The sequence below is a fragment of the Microcystis sp. M44BS1 genome (genome assembly GCF_020244875.1).
Taxonomy (GTDB): domain Bacteria; phylum Cyanobacteriota; class Cyanobacteriia; order Cyanobacteriales; family Microcystaceae; genus Microcystis; species Microcystis panniformis.
Map to the genome: position 1 here is coordinate 1 of NZ_JADBVM010000294.1, position 16,998 is coordinate 16,998.

Consider the following 16,998-nt stretch of genomic DNA (forward strand, 5'->3'; position numbering starts at 1 on the left):
AAAAAAAAAAAAAATAAACGGGACTTATAATTATTCGCCTCTACAATCTAAGCATTATCCCTAACCAGTGCTAAATTTTCTCACATCCAAGCTTGATTAATAGTTTTGCTGTCTCTAGAGGCAGTTTTCTCGACTATTCGCTTACTTATCAACTTTATCTAACTCGAACTAAGTTTCGGGTGGATTCCCTATTGACTCTGTACCATCTTTTTCACACGAGGTATATCATGGCTATCATCTACGTTAAATCTGGTGCGACTGGTAATGGTTCCGCTTGGAATAATGCTTATGGCAGTTTAGTAAGTGCGCTAACCGCTGCACAATCTAGTGATGAGATTTGGGTGTCTGCGGGGACGTATAAACCCACTACGGGAACTGACAGAACCGCGAGTTTTACCCTAAAAAATAATGTCGGGATTTATGGGGGATTCGCAGGGACGGAAACTGCCCGAGATCAGCGAAATATTACCACAAATGTCACGATTTTAAGCGGTGAAATTGGTGTAGCGGGGATTGCCGATAATGTGTATCATGTGGTAAACGCAACAGGTTCGGTTGTTACTCCTCTGACGAACACTGCTATTCTTGATGGATTTACCATTACTGGGGGTAATGCTAATGGTACGACAGCGGATTTAGGAAAAGGTGGCGGTTTATTAGCTACTAATGCTAATCCAACTCTCAAAAATCTCACTTTTCGCAATAATAATGCGGTCAGTGGCGGGGCGATATACAATCAAAATGGCAGTAACCCGATTTTGATTGATACTCTATTTGAGTATAATACCGCTACTTCTAATGGGGCAGCGATTTACAATGATTCGAGTAATCCCCAAATTACGGATGCGACATTTCGCCTCAATGTGGCAAATACTAACGGGGGTGCAATTTATAATGCCGCCAGCAGTAATCCCACTATCGTTAATACGGTTTTTAGTCGGAACTCCGTTAATACGGGTAGTGGTGGTGCAATTTATAATACCCAGAGTAGCGTCAATCTGATTAATAGTACCTTGAGTGGTAATGCCGCAGTTGGCGGCGGTGGTATATATAATTCTCTTAGTACAACGACACTGCAAAATAGTATTGTTTGGGGTAATCAAGACAGCAGCAATACTGGTACACAAGTTTCTAATGTTTCTGGAGGGAATATCAACCTCAGTAACAGTATTGTCCAAAATGGGGAGTTTGGCGGGACAAATGCTGACCCATTATTTGTCAATGCCAAGGGAGATGATTTACGCTTAAAATCCGGTTCTCCTGCTTTAGATTCGGGGAATAGTACGCTGCTACCTGCGGATATTCGAGATTTGGATGGCGATAGTAATACGACTGAAAAAATTCCCTTCGATTTATCAGGTAATGCGCGTATTGTGGGTACGAATGTGGATTTAGGTGCCTATGAAGGAGCGCAACTTGCACCCGCGCCGACTCCTGCAGCTAGTCGTACTATTTTTGTACGGAGTAATGCGGGAGGAAGTAATAACGGTACGTCTTGGGTTAATGCTTTTACAGATTTACAAGCAGCCATAGCCGCCGCGCAAAGTGGCGATACTATTTGGGTTGCGGCGGGAGTCTATAAACCGACTTCTACTGCTGACAGGACAGCGAGTTTTAGCCTTGCTGGCAAAAATCAAATAGAAATTTACGGTGGGTTTGCAGGTACAGAAACCAGCTTAAGCCAGCGTAATGTTACAGCAAATGTCACGATTTTAAGTGGGGATATTGGCACAGTTGGGGATAATTCTGATAATGTTTATCACGTTGTTACTGGAACTCAAACCACGCCTACCACTGTTTTAGATGGTTTGACCATTTCGGGAGGTAATGCAAATGGAACAGGTACGAATCAGAATACTGGTGGAGGAATGTTCCTCAATGGGGGTAGTCCTACTCTCAAAAATCTAGTTTTTGATAGTAACAATGCAACTAATGGGGGTGGACTTTACAATCTAACAGGTGCAAATCCTATCCTGACAGATACCATCTTCCTTAATAACACTGCGACATCTTCTGGTGGTGCAATTTACGATAGTTCCAGTAGTCCGACGCTAAACAAACTTACCTTTAGCGGTAATAAGGCGACGAGTCATGGAGGCGCTATATACAGCACGGGTACGGGTCCCTTAAAGGTCACTCAATCGGATTTTGTGCAAAATCGCTCTAGCTCTGGAGGTGCAATCTACAACAACAGCGATAACACTAGCATCATCAATTCTAAGTTTATCTTGAATATTGCTGAGACTTATGATGGTGGGGCTATTTATAATGTATCCGCCAATAATCTCCAAATCACAAACAGTGTATTCAGTCGGAATAGCGCGACTGGCTATGGTGGTGGACTACACACTCAGAATAATACTACGATCATTAACAGCACTTTCAGTGGTAACGCTGCTAGTCAAGGAAGTGCTATCACTAATTACTTTGTAAACAGCAATATTCGTAACAGTATCATTTGGGGTAATGGTGGCACAGCACTTTATAATACTGGTTCTACCCCCACAATCACCAATAGCATTGTCCAAGGGGGCTTTACCGGTACAGGAAACCTCAATGTAAACCCTCAATTTGTCGATGCTATCAACGACGACTTTCGCTTACAAAGCACTTCCCCCGCTATCAACGCCGGAAATAACGCCTCCCTCCCTGCCGATAGCCGCGACTTAGACGGCGATAGCAACATCACCGAAGCAATACCCTTTGATATCGTCCGCAACCCTCGCATTAACGGTACAAACGTTGATATGGGTGCCTATGAATTCGTCCAAAATAGCGCACCCGTCCTCAATGATACTACCCTCACCGTACCCGAAAATAGCCTCTTAAATACTCTTGTTGGCACAATTACCGCCACCGATGCCGATAACAACCCCTTAACCTACAGCATCACCGCCGGGAATCCTAACCTTGATGGCGACGGAATTTCCGCATTTACCATCAATAATAACGGACAAATTCGCGTCGCTGACCCCGATGACATCAACTTTGAAGTTAACCCCAATAACCCCCTTACCGTCACCGTCAGCGATGGTAGCTTAACCGACACCGCCGTTATCACCGTTAATCTCACCGATGTTAACGAAACCCCTAATAGTCCTCCGGTTGCTAACGATGCTACCTTTAGTCTGGTTAAAACCAGTCCGGTTAATACTACGGTGGGAACAGTAACAGCAACTGACCCGGATAATAACCCCTTAACCTACAGTATCACCGCCGGTAATTTAGACAGCGATGCCGACAATATTAAGGCATTTAGTATTAGTAATGCGGGTGTAATTACTATTGCTGACCCTGATGATATTAGCAGTCAAACCAACCCCTTTAACCTCACCGTTACCGTCAGCGATGGGAACTTAAACGATACTGCCGCTATTACTGTTAACCTAACCAATCCTGTTAACCGTCCCCCAGTGGTTAATGATGCTATTTTCAGCATTTCTAAAACGAGTCCTAACGGTACAGTTGTCGGGACAATTAACGCCACTGACCCCGACAATAACCCCTTAACCTACAGTATCACCGCCGGAAATCCCGATACTGATGGCGACACTATCAAAGCATTTGCTATTAGTAACACTGGCGTTATTACCGTTACCGATGCTAATGATGTCAGCGCAGAAACTAACCCCTTTAACCTGACAATTCAAGCCAGTGACGGCGCTTTAACCGATACGGGTATCGCTACCGTTAACCTAAATAATGTCAATCCTCTCAGCTTCCAACTGAAACTCTATGAGGATAATAACGGGACAATTGGCAGTGAAATCACCGGGAACAATCCCATTCTCGGTAATAGCTTCTTTGCGGAAATTCTCGTCGGTGATATTCGTACCAATGCAGCCGGTTTAATCATTAACTCCCTTGATTTTGGCTTCGCCGCCGATGTTGCTCAAAATATCAATAACTTTGCTGATATTGGCAATGTTAATAGTCCTTTAATTACCTCTAATTTCCCCCTATTCCGAGGCGGTACATTAGATAATACTAACGGACTCATTGATAACTTAAGTGGGGGTGCAGTCCCCGAAGCAAGTCAAGGTACAGCGATTGGTATTAATCAACTTTCTCGCTTTGGTTTACTCCGATTTAACGTCGTTGGAACGCGGGATAATTCAAACCTAAATCTAACTTTTGACCCCAATCAAATTGGTTTTGCTGATGGCACATTTGCTGATCCTAATGCTACTTTAAGCTTAACCCGTAATATCATTATCAATGATGCTCCCATCGTCGGTACTATTAATAACGTCAACCTCGCCGAAAGAAGCGCAGCAGGTACAGTAGTAGTAGCTGGTAACTTAGTCGAAGCAACCGATGATAATTACGGACAAACTCCCACCTTTAGCCTCAGTACCTCTCCTAAAGATGGTTCAGGAAATAACCTTTTTGCAATCAACTCTACCACCGGAGAAATTACCCTCACTCAAGCAGGTGCTAACACCATCGACTATGAAAGTGGAGTAATATCCTATCAATTAGGAGTCAAAGCAACCGACGGTTATAAACTCTCTACAGAAAAGACATTTAACGTTAATATTACCAACGTTAATGAAGGGACAATAGTAGTAGATAAAACCGCTGTTACCTTCGGGACAAAACTCTCCCAATACCGACAAGGTGCAACCGATAGCCTGTTTGTACGTCCTAACTTTGCTGACAAAACCCAATACATTGATATTACTAATACCGCAGCGGGAACTAATGATGTACTCGCTATTGCTGGTATTACTATTAATGCACAAAATGTCACCACAGATGCCAATTTTGCCAATGGAGACATACTGCTAAACCCCGGACAAACTCGCCGGATTGCTTTAACTTATGCACCCAAAGCAGCGCGAGAAAACTTCAATTTGGCTAACGGCTTAGTCATCAATAGTAATGCTCAAAACAATTCCGCTTTGAACATTCAACTAACCGGAAAATCAACCTTTAACAGTGATATTTCCTACGATGGCAAAGTCAATTTAACCGACTTAAACACCTTACAACGTCCAGGATTATTTGGTAGTATTAGTGGACAAACCAACTATGACCCTACTGCTGATATTACCGGAGATGGAAGAATTAATCTGGCGGAATTAGTTCCCTTCAATTCCGAATTTGGGTTAGTTATTTAGATTAACTCTGTAGGTTGGGTTGACCCAAGGAAACCCAACAATTCAGATTAATTATGATGGCTTTTGATTAGGTTTGATGGGTTACGAATTGCGCTAACCCATCCTACAAAATAAAGGTTCAGGTAAGGGTTCATTATCTGCTTGATAAGCAATAATTAGGGATTCTATAGCTTCTTTTCCCTTAGCGACAGCTTCCTCATAAGTATCTCCATGAGTACGCCAATATTGCCCTGGAAAATCAGGCAATGCAACCAAAAAACAATTATCTTCATCAGACCATTGGATTACCATGCGATATTTAATTTGTGCCATTTTCTTGATTCCTCTTAACTTCTTTAATTGCCTGCTTTACTTCTTTTTCTTGATACAGCTTGGCATCGGCACTGTCTTTTCCAGAAACAGTAACTTTACCAGAGTACAGATGATGTACCCAGTTAGTGTGACTTCCCTTGCCGGGTTTTTGAATAAATCCTGCTTTGCGTAGCATTTGTTTTAACTCGCTAACTTTTTTAGGCATTTTGCCATGATCTTTTAATTCATCGATCTATCATAACTCAGGAGAGCTACATTATGTCTAGTCTGACTACTCAATTTAACCTCAAAACTGATAATAGTGGCCTAGCGGGAACTATTATTAATAGTCCTCTCCGTTTAGGGGATAGATTTTTTGTAGAAATTTTAATGGAAAATAGTGATATTAATCCGGTCGGTATCACTAGCAGTGCCATTAATTTATCCTTCGATCCTCGCTCAATTCAAAACATCGACAATCCTTTCAATCCCTTAGATATCAATAGTCCTCTTGTTACCTCTAGTTTCCCCTTTGGACGCACGGGAATCTTAGACAATACCAATGGTTCAATTACTAACTTAGGCGGCGGTTCTTTGCCATTTTTGGGCATTGGTTCACCTCTGGGAATTAATCAATTGGATACTTTTAGTTTATTGCACTTTCAAGTAATCGGCAATGGTAATTCTAGTCTGGTACTTAATATTGATTTATCTCAAACTGGTTTTAGCGATGGCAGTGTTGCCAGTTATTCTGGTAATCAAAGTCAGTTTATAAAAATAGTTCAAGTGGGTTCATCGACAGCTATTCCCGAACCTTCTACAATTTTGGCAATGGTAATATTAGGGTTAGGTGTATTGCTGTCTAAAAAGCGCAATCAAGACAATAGTAATGATGGTTAATTGATATTTTTCGGGGATGTAAGCGATCGAGTTTACATCCCCGTGTATAGTTTAGTCAACTTGGTTCATTATGCAAATCGATGTTACACTTAGCTGGAAACCTTATCCGGCAAGGGATTAATTCAATTTAGAAAGGTGTTTCAATCCCTTAAGCTCCCGATAAACCGCCGAGAAGCATACCAAACTCAGAAGAGCCATTTTCGGTGACAGCCTTATCTTTAAGAAAGCTGCAACAAAAAAAGGACACAAGTTACCTTGTGTCCTTCCCGAAGCTAAGAACTTAATTTTTATTTAGCGTCGGAGAATTCCGCATCGATGACATCATCGCCACCACCAGCACCACCAGAGGGGCCATTGTTATCATTGCCACCGGGGGGATTGCTAGGGGGCGCTTGCTGATACATACTGCTACCGATCGCGTAGAGGGCTTGTTGTAATTCCGGTAGGATGGTTTTGATCTTATCATCATCGTCTTGAGCGATCGCTTCTTTCAGGTCTTTAATCAACCCTTGGGCTTTATTTTTCTCAGATGGAGGAACCTTATCGCCTAACTCTTCCAACTGCTTCTCAGCTTGATAAACGAGGGAATCAGCTTGATTTTTGCGTTCAATGCGTTCGCGACGTTCCTTATCCACCGAGGCGTTCGATTCTGCCTCATTTACCATGCGTTCCACTTCATTTTGGGGCAGGGTAGAAGCGCCGGTGATGCTGATCGATTGTTCTTTTCCTGTACCTTTATCCTTAGCGGTGACATTGAGAATACCGTTAGCATCGATGTCGAAGACCACTTCGATTTGAGGCACACCACGAGGAGCGGGAGGGATGCCATCGAGTCGGAAAGTTCCCAAACTCTTGTTATCTTTGGCCATTTCCCGTTCCCCTTGCAGAACGTGGATTTCCACGTTAGTTTGTCCATCCACTGCCGTGGAGAAAACTTCCGATTTTTTGGTGGGAATAGTGGTGTTGCGGGTAATAATCCGCGTCATCACACCGCCGAGGGTTTCCACACCCAAAGACAGGGGCGAAACATCAAGCAGAAGAATATCTTTGACTTCACCGGCGAGAACACCACCTTGAATAGCGGCGCCGACGGCTACCACTTCATCGGGGTTAACGCTTTGGTTAGGATCTTTGCCCAGAACTTTTTTAACTAATTCCTGGACGGCGGGAATCCGGGTTGAACCACCGACGAGAACCACTTCATCGAGGGCAGATTTATCGATTTTGGCATCACGGATGGCGTTTTCGACGGGAATCCGACAGCGATCAATCAAACCGGCGCAAATTTCCTCAAATTTAGCTCTAGTTAAAGTGGTATCTAGGTGTTTTGGTCCTTCGGCGGTAGCGGTGATGAAGGGCAGGTTAATTTCTGCTTGGGTAACGCTAGAAAGCTCAATTTTGGCTTTTTCTGCCGCTTCCGTGAGACGTTGCAGGGCTTGTTTATCTTGACGGAGATCTATTCCTTCAACTTTTTTGAATTCTCCAGCTAGATAATCTACGATTTTTTTATCGAAGTCATCACCACCGAGATGAGTATCTCCAGAGGTAGCGAGAACTTCAAAGACACCATCACCCACTTCTAGAACCGATACGTCAAAGGTTCCCCCACCCAAGTCAAAAACAAGAATGGTTTCGTTAGCTTTTTTGTCTAATCCGTAGGCAAGAGAGGCGGCGGTGGGTTCGTTGATAATGCGGAGAACTTCAACCCCAGCAATTCTCCCGGCATCTTTGGTGGCTTGACGTTGGGAGTCGTTAAAATAAGCGGGTACGGTGATGACTGCTTGGGTAACGGTTTCGCCGAGGTATTTACTGGCATCTTCCACCAGTTTCCGCAGTACCTGGGCGGAAATTTCTTCGGGGGCGAATTGTTTGCCCTGGGCGGGACAGTCTAATTTAACGTTGCCGTTGCCATCCTGGAGAGTTTTGTAGGATACTTCTGTGGCTTCGTTGGTAACTTCGTTGAATTTCCGGCCGATGAAGCGTTTGACGGAATAAAAGGTATTTTGCGGGTTCATTACCGCTTGACGTTTGGCGATTTGTCCTACTAGGCGATCGCCACTTTTGGCGTAGGCGACGACTGAGGGCGTAGTTCTAAACCCTTCGGCGTTGGCGATAACGGTGGGTTTACCCCCTTCCATAACCGCAACGCAGGAGTTAGTCGTCCCTAAGTCAATTCCAACTACTTTTCCCATAATCTTTGTGCTGCTCCGATACAACTTATAGTGACTTCTAGAATCGGAACTGTACTCGGTTTTTAGGCGATACCCACCCCTATCAGTTCCTTCGTTATCTCTATAGTGCAAAATAACCCCGCTTTCTCGATAGTGTAGGTATCCGAACCTTTTTGGTAGTATTACAGTAGTCGGTAAACCTGCGGTGAAAGTTAAAAATTGTCCCAGGGGGCAGTCTGAGCGGGTAATTTAGATAGTCAACAGCTTATCCTCTGTGTTAAAACACGATCGCCGATAACAATTTATCTAATTTATCGCAGAATCTCAATTGCGTTATTTTGGTTGTATCGGCTTTTTATTTGATTATTTCATAAAAACTATGACTTACGAAACTCTGGAACTTTCCACCCCGACACCGATTTTATCTTGGGCGGGCCATGAATTGGGACCCCAAGAAACCCAAATGGCTAAAAATGTCGCTTCCCTACCTTTTGTTTATAAACACATTTCTTTAATGCCCGATGTTCACTTGGGTAAAGGCGCTTTAGTCGGTTCGGTGATTGCCACCAAAGATGCCGTAATTCCTGCCGCCGTCGGAGTCGATATCGGTTGCGGCATGGCTGCCCTAAAAATGCCTTTTACTGGTGAACAATTGCAGGGAAAACTTAAAAAAATTCGCCTCGATGTGGAGGCGAATATTCCCGTCGGTTTTGCTGAAAATAAGGAAGTGGATAGGGATGTAACTAAATGGCCAAAATGGGCGGAATTTAAACAGATTCATCGAGGGGTACAAAACCTAGAAAAAAAAGCCCTTAAACAAATGGGTTCTCTGGGGGGTGGTAATCACTTTATCGAAATTTGTTTAGATACAGATAATCAAGTTTGGTTAATGCTCCATTCCGGTTCTAGAGGTATTGGTAATCAACTGGCCCAATGTCATATTGATACTGCCAAAGAGTTAGCCAAACTAGCAGAAGGTAAATTACCCGACCTCGATCTGGCCTACTTTGTCGCCGGTACAGAAGAATTTACCGCCTACTGGCATGACCTACAATGGGCCCAGGAATATGCCCGTTATAATCGGGAAATTATGATGGCTAGATTTAAACGCATTGTTGAAAAACATCTAGCGGGAGGCAAACCAACTAAACCCCTCTTAGTAGTTAATTGTCATCACAATTATGCCGAAAAAGAAATTCATTTTGGGGAGGAGGTTTATGTCACCCGAAAAGGAGCCGTCCGCGCCAGAGAAACCGATTATGGTATTATCCCCGGTTCCATGGGAGCGCAATCTTATATTGTTAAAGGCAAAGGAGAACATAATAGCTTCTGTTCCTGTTCCCACGGGGCCGGGCGCTTGATGTCGAGAAATCTGGCTAAAAAAACCTTTACTCTTGATGATTTAATCGCCCAAACCCAAGGGGTTGAATGCCGCAAAGATGAGGGCGTTATTGATGAGATTCCAGGGGCCTATAAACCGATCCAACAGGTGATGAATCAACAGGCTGATCTAGTGGAAATTGTCGCCACTCTCAAGCAGGTGATGTGTGTCAAAGGTTAAAAATCATGGCAAGAGCGATCGATTTTTGTCTTTTTTTCCCTAGCATGAAAAAGATAGGAATCGATCGAGGGTTATAAGCGATGAGTCTGACTATTGCTGCCGAATTAGCACAAATTCCCGCCCATCATCTCAATATCATGGGCTATGTGGATGAATCCGCCGTTAACGGTCCCGGTTGTCGGGCCGTGGTCTGGGTACAGGGTTGTTCTCGCGAGTGTCGGGGTTGTTTTAATCAAGCTTCCTGGTCCTTCGAGATCAATCAATTAATTAATGTTGAGTCTCTAGCTGCCAAAATTTTGGCTAATCCCCGCAATAGCGGCCTAACTTTCTCCGGGGGTGAACCTTTTTGGCAAGCAAAAGCCTTGACAGAATTAGCTAAATATGTTAAGGAAAAAGGCTTAAATGTGATGTCCTTCACGGGATTTACGATCGAACAATTGCGCTCAACCCAAGCACCGCCCCACTCCCAAGAATTATTAGCCCAGTTAGATATTTTGGTGGATGGGGCCTATGTGGAATCCCTGGCTATTCATTCCTCCGATTCTCCCGTTTCTTCTAGCAATCAACGGATTCACGTCCTCAATCCCGCTCTGGAAGATCAGATTAATTGGGCATCGGATCAAGTAGAAATTCATATTCTCAAAGACGGAACCCGAATTTTTACGGGATTTTGGGGACAGATTATTTCTTGATCAGGCCCAGAATCAGTGATCAGTGATCAGTAAGGGACTTGCGTGGGAATAATATCCCAATCGATCGGAGGGCGCAAGCTTTGCGCCCCTACAGTAACGGATTTTGTTCACAATGTAGGGGCGAACTGCGTTCGCCCAAAAGGTACATTATCAAAGCGCAAGTCCCTAATCAAGATTGTCCAACTACTTACTCTCACTTCATACCGCTCACTGAAAACTCAAATCTGATCAGTGATCACTGCCTAGGAATTTAGGATCACAGATCCCCTAACATCAATTCCTCGACTAAATCAAAATTAGCCGTTACCGATTGCACATCATCGAGGGATTCTAGGGTGTCGATTAACTTGAATAAAAAACGGGCCTGGTCTCGATCGCTCACTTCTAGGGTATTAGTGGGAATCCAGCGTAATTCTGCTTCTTTGACCTTAAATCCCGCTGCTTGCAGAACCTTATTCAATCTCTCCAGGTTAGACACCTCAGTAAAAACTTCTGCTCCTTGACCTTCCTCCTCACTGTCAAAAAACTCGTAGGATTGGGCCTGGCCCTCTAGGGAAGCTTCTAAAAGCTTATCCTCAACAATAGTTCCCTCAAGGCGAATTACCCCCTTATGGTCAAACATCCAGCCCACACAGCCCGTTTCACCTAAATTACCGCCATTTTTGCTAAAAGCCGCCCGCAGATCCGCCGCCGTGCGATTGCGATTATCGGTCAGTGCTTCGATCAGGATCGCCACACCCCCGGGACCATAACCCTCGTAGCGAATTTCCTCAAAAGCTGAGTCATTTTCCCAAGTTCCCGCCCCTTTAGCGATCGCTCTTTCGATATTGTCATTAGGAATACCGGCCGCCTTGGCTTTTTCGATCGCCGTGCGTAGCTGAAAATTGCCCGCCGGATCGGGAACACCGTTACGGGTAGCCACGATAATGGCCCGGGATAACTGGGTGAAAGTTTGCCCTTTTTTGGCATCAACCCGGGCTTTTTGTCGTTTAATATTTGCCCATTTACTATGACCAGCCATATCTATCTAAGATATCCAACATCAAAAATCTAGCAGATCGATCGCTCTTGGTAAATCCGGGGATAATTGTCAACGAGTGCCGGGTAATGATAATAAATCCTGTTGAGAAACTATAGGGGGGCGGCCAGTTCGAGCATTTGTACTAAAATTCCCGATATGCGGTTTAAATCCAGCACAGCTTATTATAGAAAAGGTTGATTGATCAGGTGGCAATATGGCGCAATTTTCTCGCAAAACTCTACTAACCTTGTTTGTTAGTATATTAGTATTATTATCCTGCTTGGCCCCGGCCCAAGCACTAAGTTATAATAACCGCAATTTGACCGATAATGACTTTGCGGGGCAGGATTTGCGCGATTCCACCTTCGATCACTCTAATCTGCGCGGTAGTAACTTCAGTCATGCCAATCTGGAAGGAGTACGCTTTTTTTCGGCCAACTTGGAGGGGGCCGACTTTAGCGATGCCAATATGAGAAACGTGGATTTAGAATCGGCCCGTTTAACCAGAGCCAACTTTACCAATGCCGTTCTCGAAGGAGCTTTCGCCACTAACATTTTAATCAAAGGTGCAATTATCGACGGGGCCGATTTTACCGATGCAATTATTCGCTCCGATGTGGAAAAATATCTTTGTGAGATAGCCACAGGAACTAACCCCATAACTGGCAGAAATACCCGCGATACCCTGTTTTGTCCCTGATATGTAACTATTCTGCTCCTAATCCCCCTGCCATGGCCGATCGAAACTAGAGCCAGATCGGCCATAATTGCTGTAAGCTAGTATTCGATTTTTTAACAAAACCTTTACAATAGACTTTCAAACCAGTTCGATCGATCAGTCCCCTCTTGGAAAAAGGAAATTGTAACCATCGTGTCCACCAGTACCCTCGGCAATCAAGATAAAGAGCAGAAACCCAGTAGTGACTCGGATAGCTTTTTCCAAGGAGTCTCTAGAGTCGCAGGGGGAACCGCTCTCGGCCTGTTGATGGTATCCACGGCCGTGGTGACGGGGGCTGTGGTAGGATTAGCGATTAGTTACCGCAATCTACCCGATGTGAGGATTTTACGCGGTTACGTTCCCACGGAAACCAGTTATATCTACGATGTTAAAGGCAGACCCCTGACCAGCTTACACGGGGAAGCGAATCGGGAAGTGGTGGAACTCGATCAAATTTCCCCCAATCTAAAACGCGCCGTGATGGCGATCGAAGATAGCCATTTTTATCACCATCATGGTATTAATCCTAATAGTATCGGTCGGGCAGTGGTCGCTAACTGGAAAAGTGGCGGTGTGGTGGAAGGTGCATCTACCCTTACCATGCAGTTAGTCAAAAATATCTTTCTTTCCCATCAGCGCACCGTTAGCCGTAAATTAGCCGAAGCAGTCCTGGCAATACGAGTAGAACAGGTTTTTAGCAAAAATGACATTCTGGAAATGTACCTCAATAATATCTATTGGGGTCATAATAATTATGGAGTCCAAACCGCCGCTAAAAGTTATTTTAATAAACCCGCTGCCCAGTTAAATTTAGCAGAATCGGCGATGATGGCCGGATTAATCCAAGCGCCAGAAGTTTATAGTCCTTTTAATAATTATAAAACCGCCAAGGAAAGACAGGCACTGGTTCTCAGTCGGATGCGTAGCTTAGGTTGGATTACCCCCGCACAGGAAGAGGCCGCTTTAAAAGAACCGCTGAAACTGGGTAAACCCACCGCTTGGCAAGAAAGTAAATTACCCTACGTTACCGATGCAGTGGTGGCAGAATTGCGGCAAAAATTTGGCAAAGAAACCCTAACTAAAGGGGGAATGCGGATTCAAACCACAATCGATCTCGACTTTCAAAATATGGCCGAGTCCACCATCCAACGGGCCTATAATAGCTTGCGTGGTCGCGGTATTCGCACCAAAGACCTACAAATTTCTCTAGTTGCGGTGGATCCCCGCACCCATTTCGTCAAGGCGCTCGTCGGTGGCGTTGATTACAATAAAAGTCAATTAAACCGGGCCATTCAATCCCGTCGTCAACCAGGGTCAGCTTTTAAACCTTTCGTTTATTATACTGCCTTCGCTAGTGGTCGTTTTACCCCCGAAACCGTGGTTAATGATGCTCCCGTCCGTTTTCGCGAGGCCGGCGGCTTCTATAGCCCAAAAAACTACGGTGGCGGCTTTTCTGGCCCGGTTTCCCTGCGTAGCGCTCTGATGCAGTCTCTGAATATTCCCGCGGTTATTCTTGGTCGTCGTGTCGGGATAAATAAAGTCATTGAAGTCTGTCGTCTGCTAGGTTTCGAGAGTCCTTTAATTGCCGTCACCTCTTTACCTTTGGGTTCCGTGGATGTTACCCCTCTGGAAATGGCGGGGGCCTACGCTACTTTTGCCAGTAATGGCTGGCATTCCGAGCCTACCTTTATCATGCGTGTTACTGATAGCCGGGGTAACGTCATGCTCGATAATACACCCAAACCGAAGCTAGTTTTAGACCCCTGGGCCACCGCTTCTCTCAATTCTGTCCTACAGGGAGTTATTCAGGGGGGAACAGCTACTTCGGCCCAAATCGGTCGTCCGGCAGCGGGAAAAACTGGTACTACCGATAACGAGAAAAATGTCTGGTTTGTCGGTTATGTTCCCCAATTAGCCACCGCAGTGTGGATTGGAGATGACCGAAATCGTACTTTAGGTAAAGGTATCACCGGCGGTGGTTTTGCCGCTCCCATTTGGCGCGATTTCATGGCACAAGCTCTGAAAAATGAACGGGTAGAATATTTTCCCTCTCCCTCCAAATTCCGCAAACCAACAGTTAAGTAGATCGTTAATCTAACGGGCAAAGAGAAGTTATCAAAACCGTTATTGATACCAGAGAGGCCTGGGTGCTAATATCGAGGCATTGATCATTCAATCGCCTCTACGCGAATCCTAAAGATATGGAGAGTTCAGACAAGGAAGACTACGAAGCAAAGGAAAAAGCCTTTTACAGTGCAATGATAGGTGCATGGCTTAATACAAGGCTTGAACGTGATAAGCAGTTATTAGGTTTGTCAGTTACAGCTATTGGATTGTTGGTTACTTTGCTAAGAACAGTTGGAGTTTCAAGCCTTTTACAGATAATCCTTTTTGTTCTTGCACTTTTTGCCTTTCTGATTACTGTAGTTTCAGTCATTTATATTCTGGACGAGAATTCTACACATATTAAAAAAATATTATTAGAAGGTTCTGAAATTGAAAGCAGAAAATTGATGTGTCTAGATACAACTGCCGGGATCAGTTTCGTCGTAGGTATGGTGCTAATCGTTATAATTGGGATGGATTCGGCGGGGTTTTTCCAGTTTCTGTGTGGAAACGATGTAGGTATGGTGCTAATCGTTATAATTGGGATGGATTCGGCGGGGTTTTTCCAGTTTCTGTGTGGAAACGATGTCTATAGTGATAGTTTCTTGTGCAAAATAGTCCTAAAAGTCTTGCCCAATAAGCATTTCACGATGCCATAATCAAAAATTATCACACACAGTCAAGAAGAGCCTCGCCGGTAGTTAACTTAACTAAAAAAGGAACAAGCATGAGCCAAGAAAAATCCTCTGATACTCATCGTCAACCTGTAACTGAGAAGCATAGTTGGAATGGAGTGGCCAAGCTACGTCCCCAACCTCCAAAGGCTCCTCAGACAACTCCTAAACCTAGTCCTAATCTAACAAATCCCTCGGCGACTTCAGGGGGTAATGGGTCTAGCAGCGCGGGTGAATCAGACAGTAGTAACTGATGCGGCATAACAACCCTAGTGCAGCGAACTGTTGCAAGCCACAGTTATGCGGCTTCGGTGATCAACAACCAAACCAAACTGTGGCTGGTAAATTAGTAAATAAAATGTCAAAAATTAAAAGTCCCTTGCGTTATCCGGGGGGGAAATCCCGGGCAATTAAGCAAATTCTGCCGCAAATTCCTGTGAATATTAGGGAATATCGAGAACCTTTTTTTGGTGGTGGTTCTGTGTTTTTTGCTGTTAAGCAACTCTTTGGACAACAAATAAAAACCTATTGGATTAATGACTTAAATTATGATTTATATTGTTTCTGGCAATGCGCTCAAGAAAATATTGAGTTATTGGTAGCAAAAATAACAGAAATTAAACAGAAATATGATAGCGGACGGGAATTATTTCAAGATTTGACAAGGGAAGATTTAAAGTTAACCGACTTTGAGAAAGCAGTGCGTTTTTTTATCTTAAATCGGATTACTTTTTCGGGAACGGTGGATTCGGGGGGGTATTCTCAGGCAGCTTTTACCAGTAGATTTACTGATTCATCAATTGCCAGATTAACTCAAATTGCGCCCCTATTAGCATCGGTAAAAATTACTAACCAAGACTACGAAGAATTATTATTTGCTGAGGGAAAAGAAGTTTTTATCTTTCTCGATCCCCCCTACTATAGTGCCACAAAATCCCGTTTGTACGGCGTAAGAGGTAATTTACATACCAGCTTCGATCATCAACGTTTTGCCGATAATATGCGTCAATGTCAGGCTAAATGGTTAATTACCTACGATGATTGTCCAGAGATACGAAAACTCTTTGATTTTGCCCAGATTATCGAGTGGAATCTTCAGTATGGCATGAATAATTATAAACAAGGAGCGGCGGCATCTGGTAGGGAATTAATGATCAAAAATTATTACTGAAAGAGACGATAGAAAATATTGTCCGTTTTCCCTCAATTTTGTCCCTCAATGACTTGTGGTACTTGTTCAATTTCTAAGTCTAAAGCTTGGGCAATTTGTTCAGCACTTAATCCTAAGGCTGATAAACGGGGTATAGAGGTTAATTTAGCGGATAATTCTCCTTCCTCTAAAATATCTTGATAGATGACGGATTCTCTCAGAATGTCACTCCGAAGGATTTTTTTAATCGTCTCTCGATTGTAATTGCTCGATCGCGTCGGGGGATAAATCGGTAAATTGGGCGATTTCTGAGATAGAAAAACCAGCAGATAGCATTTTTAGGGCAATTTGTCGAGCTTTTTCTTCTTTACCCGCTTGCAAGCCTTTTTGTAGTCCTTTTTCCTCGCCTTCCTCTAAAATATCTTGATAGATGACGGATTCTCTCATAATGTCACTCCGAAGAATTTTTTTAATCGTCTCTCGATTTAATACTAACCCGGCGAGAATACTGGTAGCGGCAGCGAGATTGCTTTGCACCTGTTTTTGGGAGATAGTTTCTAGAGAACGGGACACCTGACTTAACACCTGTTC

The 16,998-nt window shown here is 43.9% G+C and carries 13 protein-coding genes; 8 read left to right on the forward strand and 5 right to left on the reverse strand.

The genetic code is table 11. The features are described from left to right. The first annotated feature begins 227 nt into the window (after positions 1-227). Positions 228-5,123, forward strand: a complete 4,896-nt coding sequence (locus IM515_RS22120) for a beta strand repeat-containing protein (RefSeq protein WP_287627036.1) — start codon at positions 228-230, stop codon at positions 5,121-5,123. Positions 5,124-5,216: 93 nt separating this feature from the next. Here the strand turns inward: IM515_RS22120 and IM515_RS22125 are convergent, their stop codons facing one another. Beyond that, positions 5,217-5,435 carry a type II toxin-antitoxin system HicB family antitoxin gene (locus tag IM515_RS22125; protein ID WP_002770268.1) on the reverse strand — a complete coding sequence of 73 codons (219 nt, stop codon included), beginning with the start codon at positions 5,433-5,435 and terminating at the stop codon, positions 5,217-5,219. Beyond that, complete coding sequence (locus tag IM515_RS22130) at positions 5,422-5,640, reverse strand: type II toxin-antitoxin system HicA family toxin (RefSeq protein ID WP_271954106.1); 219 nt, start codon at positions 5,638-5,640, stop codon at positions 5,422-5,424. Before IM515_RS22130 ends, IM515_RS22125 begins: the two co-directional genes overlap by 14 nt. A gap of 53 nt (positions 5,641-5,693) precedes the next feature. Between IM515_RS22130 and IM515_RS22135 the strand changes: the two genes are divergently transcribed. Then, positions 5,694-6,314, forward strand: coding sequence for a PEP-CTERM sorting domain-containing protein (locus tag IM515_RS22135; RefSeq protein WP_287627035.1), 621 nt, complete (start codon positions 5,694-5,696; stop codon positions 6,312-6,314). Positions 6,315-6,601: 287 nt separating this feature from the next. Here IM515_RS22135 and dnaK read toward each other — a convergent pair whose 3' ends face one another. Beyond that, positions 6,602-8,506 (reverse strand): molecular chaperone DnaK, encoded by a 1,905-nt coding sequence (gene dnaK, locus IM515_RS22140; protein WP_287627034.1) that lies wholly within the window; start codon positions 8,504-8,506, stop codon positions 6,602-6,604. Positions 8,507-8,864: 358 nt separating this feature from the next. Here dnaK and IM515_RS22145 point away from each other — a divergent pair, with 358 nt between their 5' ends. Both IM515_RS22145 and IM515_RS22150 read left to right on the forward strand, forming a co-directional pair. Continuing rightward, entirely contained in the window at positions 8,865-10,046 is a 1,182-nt protein-coding gene (locus tag IM515_RS22145) for an RtcB family protein (protein ID WP_287627033.1), read from the forward strand. Between the two features lie 80 nt (positions 10,047-10,126). Then, complete coding sequence (locus IM515_RS22150; RefSeq protein WP_287627032.1) at positions 10,127-10,738, forward strand: 4Fe-4S single cluster domain-containing protein; 612 nt, start codon at positions 10,127-10,129, stop codon at positions 10,736-10,738. A gap of 256 nt (positions 10,739-10,994) precedes the next feature. On the opposite strand, the gene IM515_RS22155 is transcribed toward IM515_RS22150, so the two are convergent. After that, positions 10,995-11,759 carry a YebC/PmpR family DNA-binding transcriptional regulator gene (locus tag IM515_RS22155; RefSeq protein ID WP_287627031.1) on the reverse strand — a complete coding sequence of 255 codons (765 nt, stop codon included), beginning with the start codon at positions 11,757-11,759 and terminating at the stop codon, positions 10,995-10,997. A gap of 214 nt (positions 11,760-11,973) precedes the next feature. Here IM515_RS22155 and IM515_RS22160 point away from each other — a divergent pair, with 214 nt between their 5' ends. The 4 genes from IM515_RS22160 to IM515_RS22175 all read left to right on the forward strand — a co-directional run bounded on the left by IM515_RS22160 (position 11,974) and on the right by IM515_RS22175 (position 16,428). Then, positions 11,974-12,459 carry a pentapeptide repeat-containing protein gene (locus IM515_RS22160; protein ID WP_002787246.1) on the forward strand — a complete coding sequence of 162 codons (486 nt, stop codon included), beginning with the start codon at positions 11,974-11,976 and terminating at the stop codon, positions 12,457-12,459. A gap of 171 nt (positions 12,460-12,630) precedes the next feature. After that, positions 12,631-14,562, forward strand: a complete 1,932-nt coding sequence (locus tag IM515_RS22165; protein ID WP_287627030.1) for a transglycosylase domain-containing protein — start codon at positions 12,631-12,633, stop codon at positions 14,560-14,562. A 116-nt stretch (positions 14,563-14,678) separates the two neighbouring features. Next, positions 14,679-15,242 carry a hypothetical protein gene (locus IM515_RS22170; RefSeq protein ID WP_287627029.1) on the forward strand — a complete coding sequence of 188 codons (564 nt, stop codon included), beginning with the start codon at positions 14,679-14,681 and terminating at the stop codon, positions 15,240-15,242. Between the two features lie 373 nt (positions 15,243-15,615). Continuing rightward, positions 15,616-16,428: a DNA adenine methylase gene (locus tag IM515_RS22175; protein ID WP_002770293.1), complete on the forward strand. Its 813-nt coding sequence runs from the start codon at positions 15,616-15,618 to the stop codon at positions 16,426-16,428. A gap of 222 nt (positions 16,429-16,650) precedes the next feature. Here IM515_RS22175 and IM515_RS22180 read toward each other — a convergent pair. Next, positions 16,651-16,998 (reverse strand): Rpn family recombination-promoting nuclease/putative transposase (locus tag IM515_RS22180; protein WP_287698191.1); only part of this gene is annotated, 348 nt, incomplete at its 5' end.

Bases quoted from the DNA above. Each gene is read 5' to 3' on its own strand.
- IM515_RS22145 (WP_287627033.1), top strand. From the start codon at position 8,865: ATGACTTACGAAACTCTGGAACTTTCCACCCCGACACCGATTTTATCT.
- IM515_RS22160 (WP_002787246.1), top strand. From the start codon at position 11,974: ATGGCGCAATTTTCTCGCAAAACTCTACTAACCTTGTTTGTTAGTATA.
- IM515_RS22130 (WP_271954106.1), bottom strand. From the start codon at position 5,640: ATGCCTAAAAAAGTTAGCGAGTTAAAACAAATGCTACGCAAAGCAGGA.
- IM515_RS22120 (WP_287627036.1), top strand. From the start codon at position 228: ATGGCTATCATCTACGTTAAATCTGGTGCGACTGGTAATGGTTCCGCT.
- IM515_RS22135 (WP_287627035.1), top strand. From the start codon at position 5,694: ATGTCTAGTCTGACTACTCAATTTAACCTCAAAACTGATAATAGTGGC.
- IM515_RS22170 (WP_287627029.1), top strand. From the start codon at position 14,679: ATGGAGAGTTCAGACAAGGAAGACTACGAAGCAAAGGAAAAAGCCTTT.
- IM515_RS22125 (WP_002770268.1), bottom strand. From the start codon at position 5,435: ATGGCACAAATTAAATATCGCATGGTAATCCAATGGTCTGATGAAGAT.
- IM515_RS22175 (WP_002770293.1), top strand. From the start codon at position 15,616: ATGTCAAAAATTAAAAGTCCCTTGCGTTATCCGGGGGGGAAATCCCGG.
- IM515_RS22150 (WP_287627032.1), top strand. From the start codon at position 10,127: ATGAGTCTGACTATTGCTGCCGAATTAGCACAAATTCCCGCCCATCAT.
- IM515_RS22155 (WP_287627031.1), bottom strand. From the start codon at position 11,759: ATGGCTGGTCATAGTAAATGGGCAAATATTAAACGACAAAAAGCCCGG.
- dnaK (WP_287627034.1), bottom strand. From the start codon at position 8,506: ATGGGAAAAGTAGTTGGAATTGACTTAGGGACGACTAACTCCTGCGTT.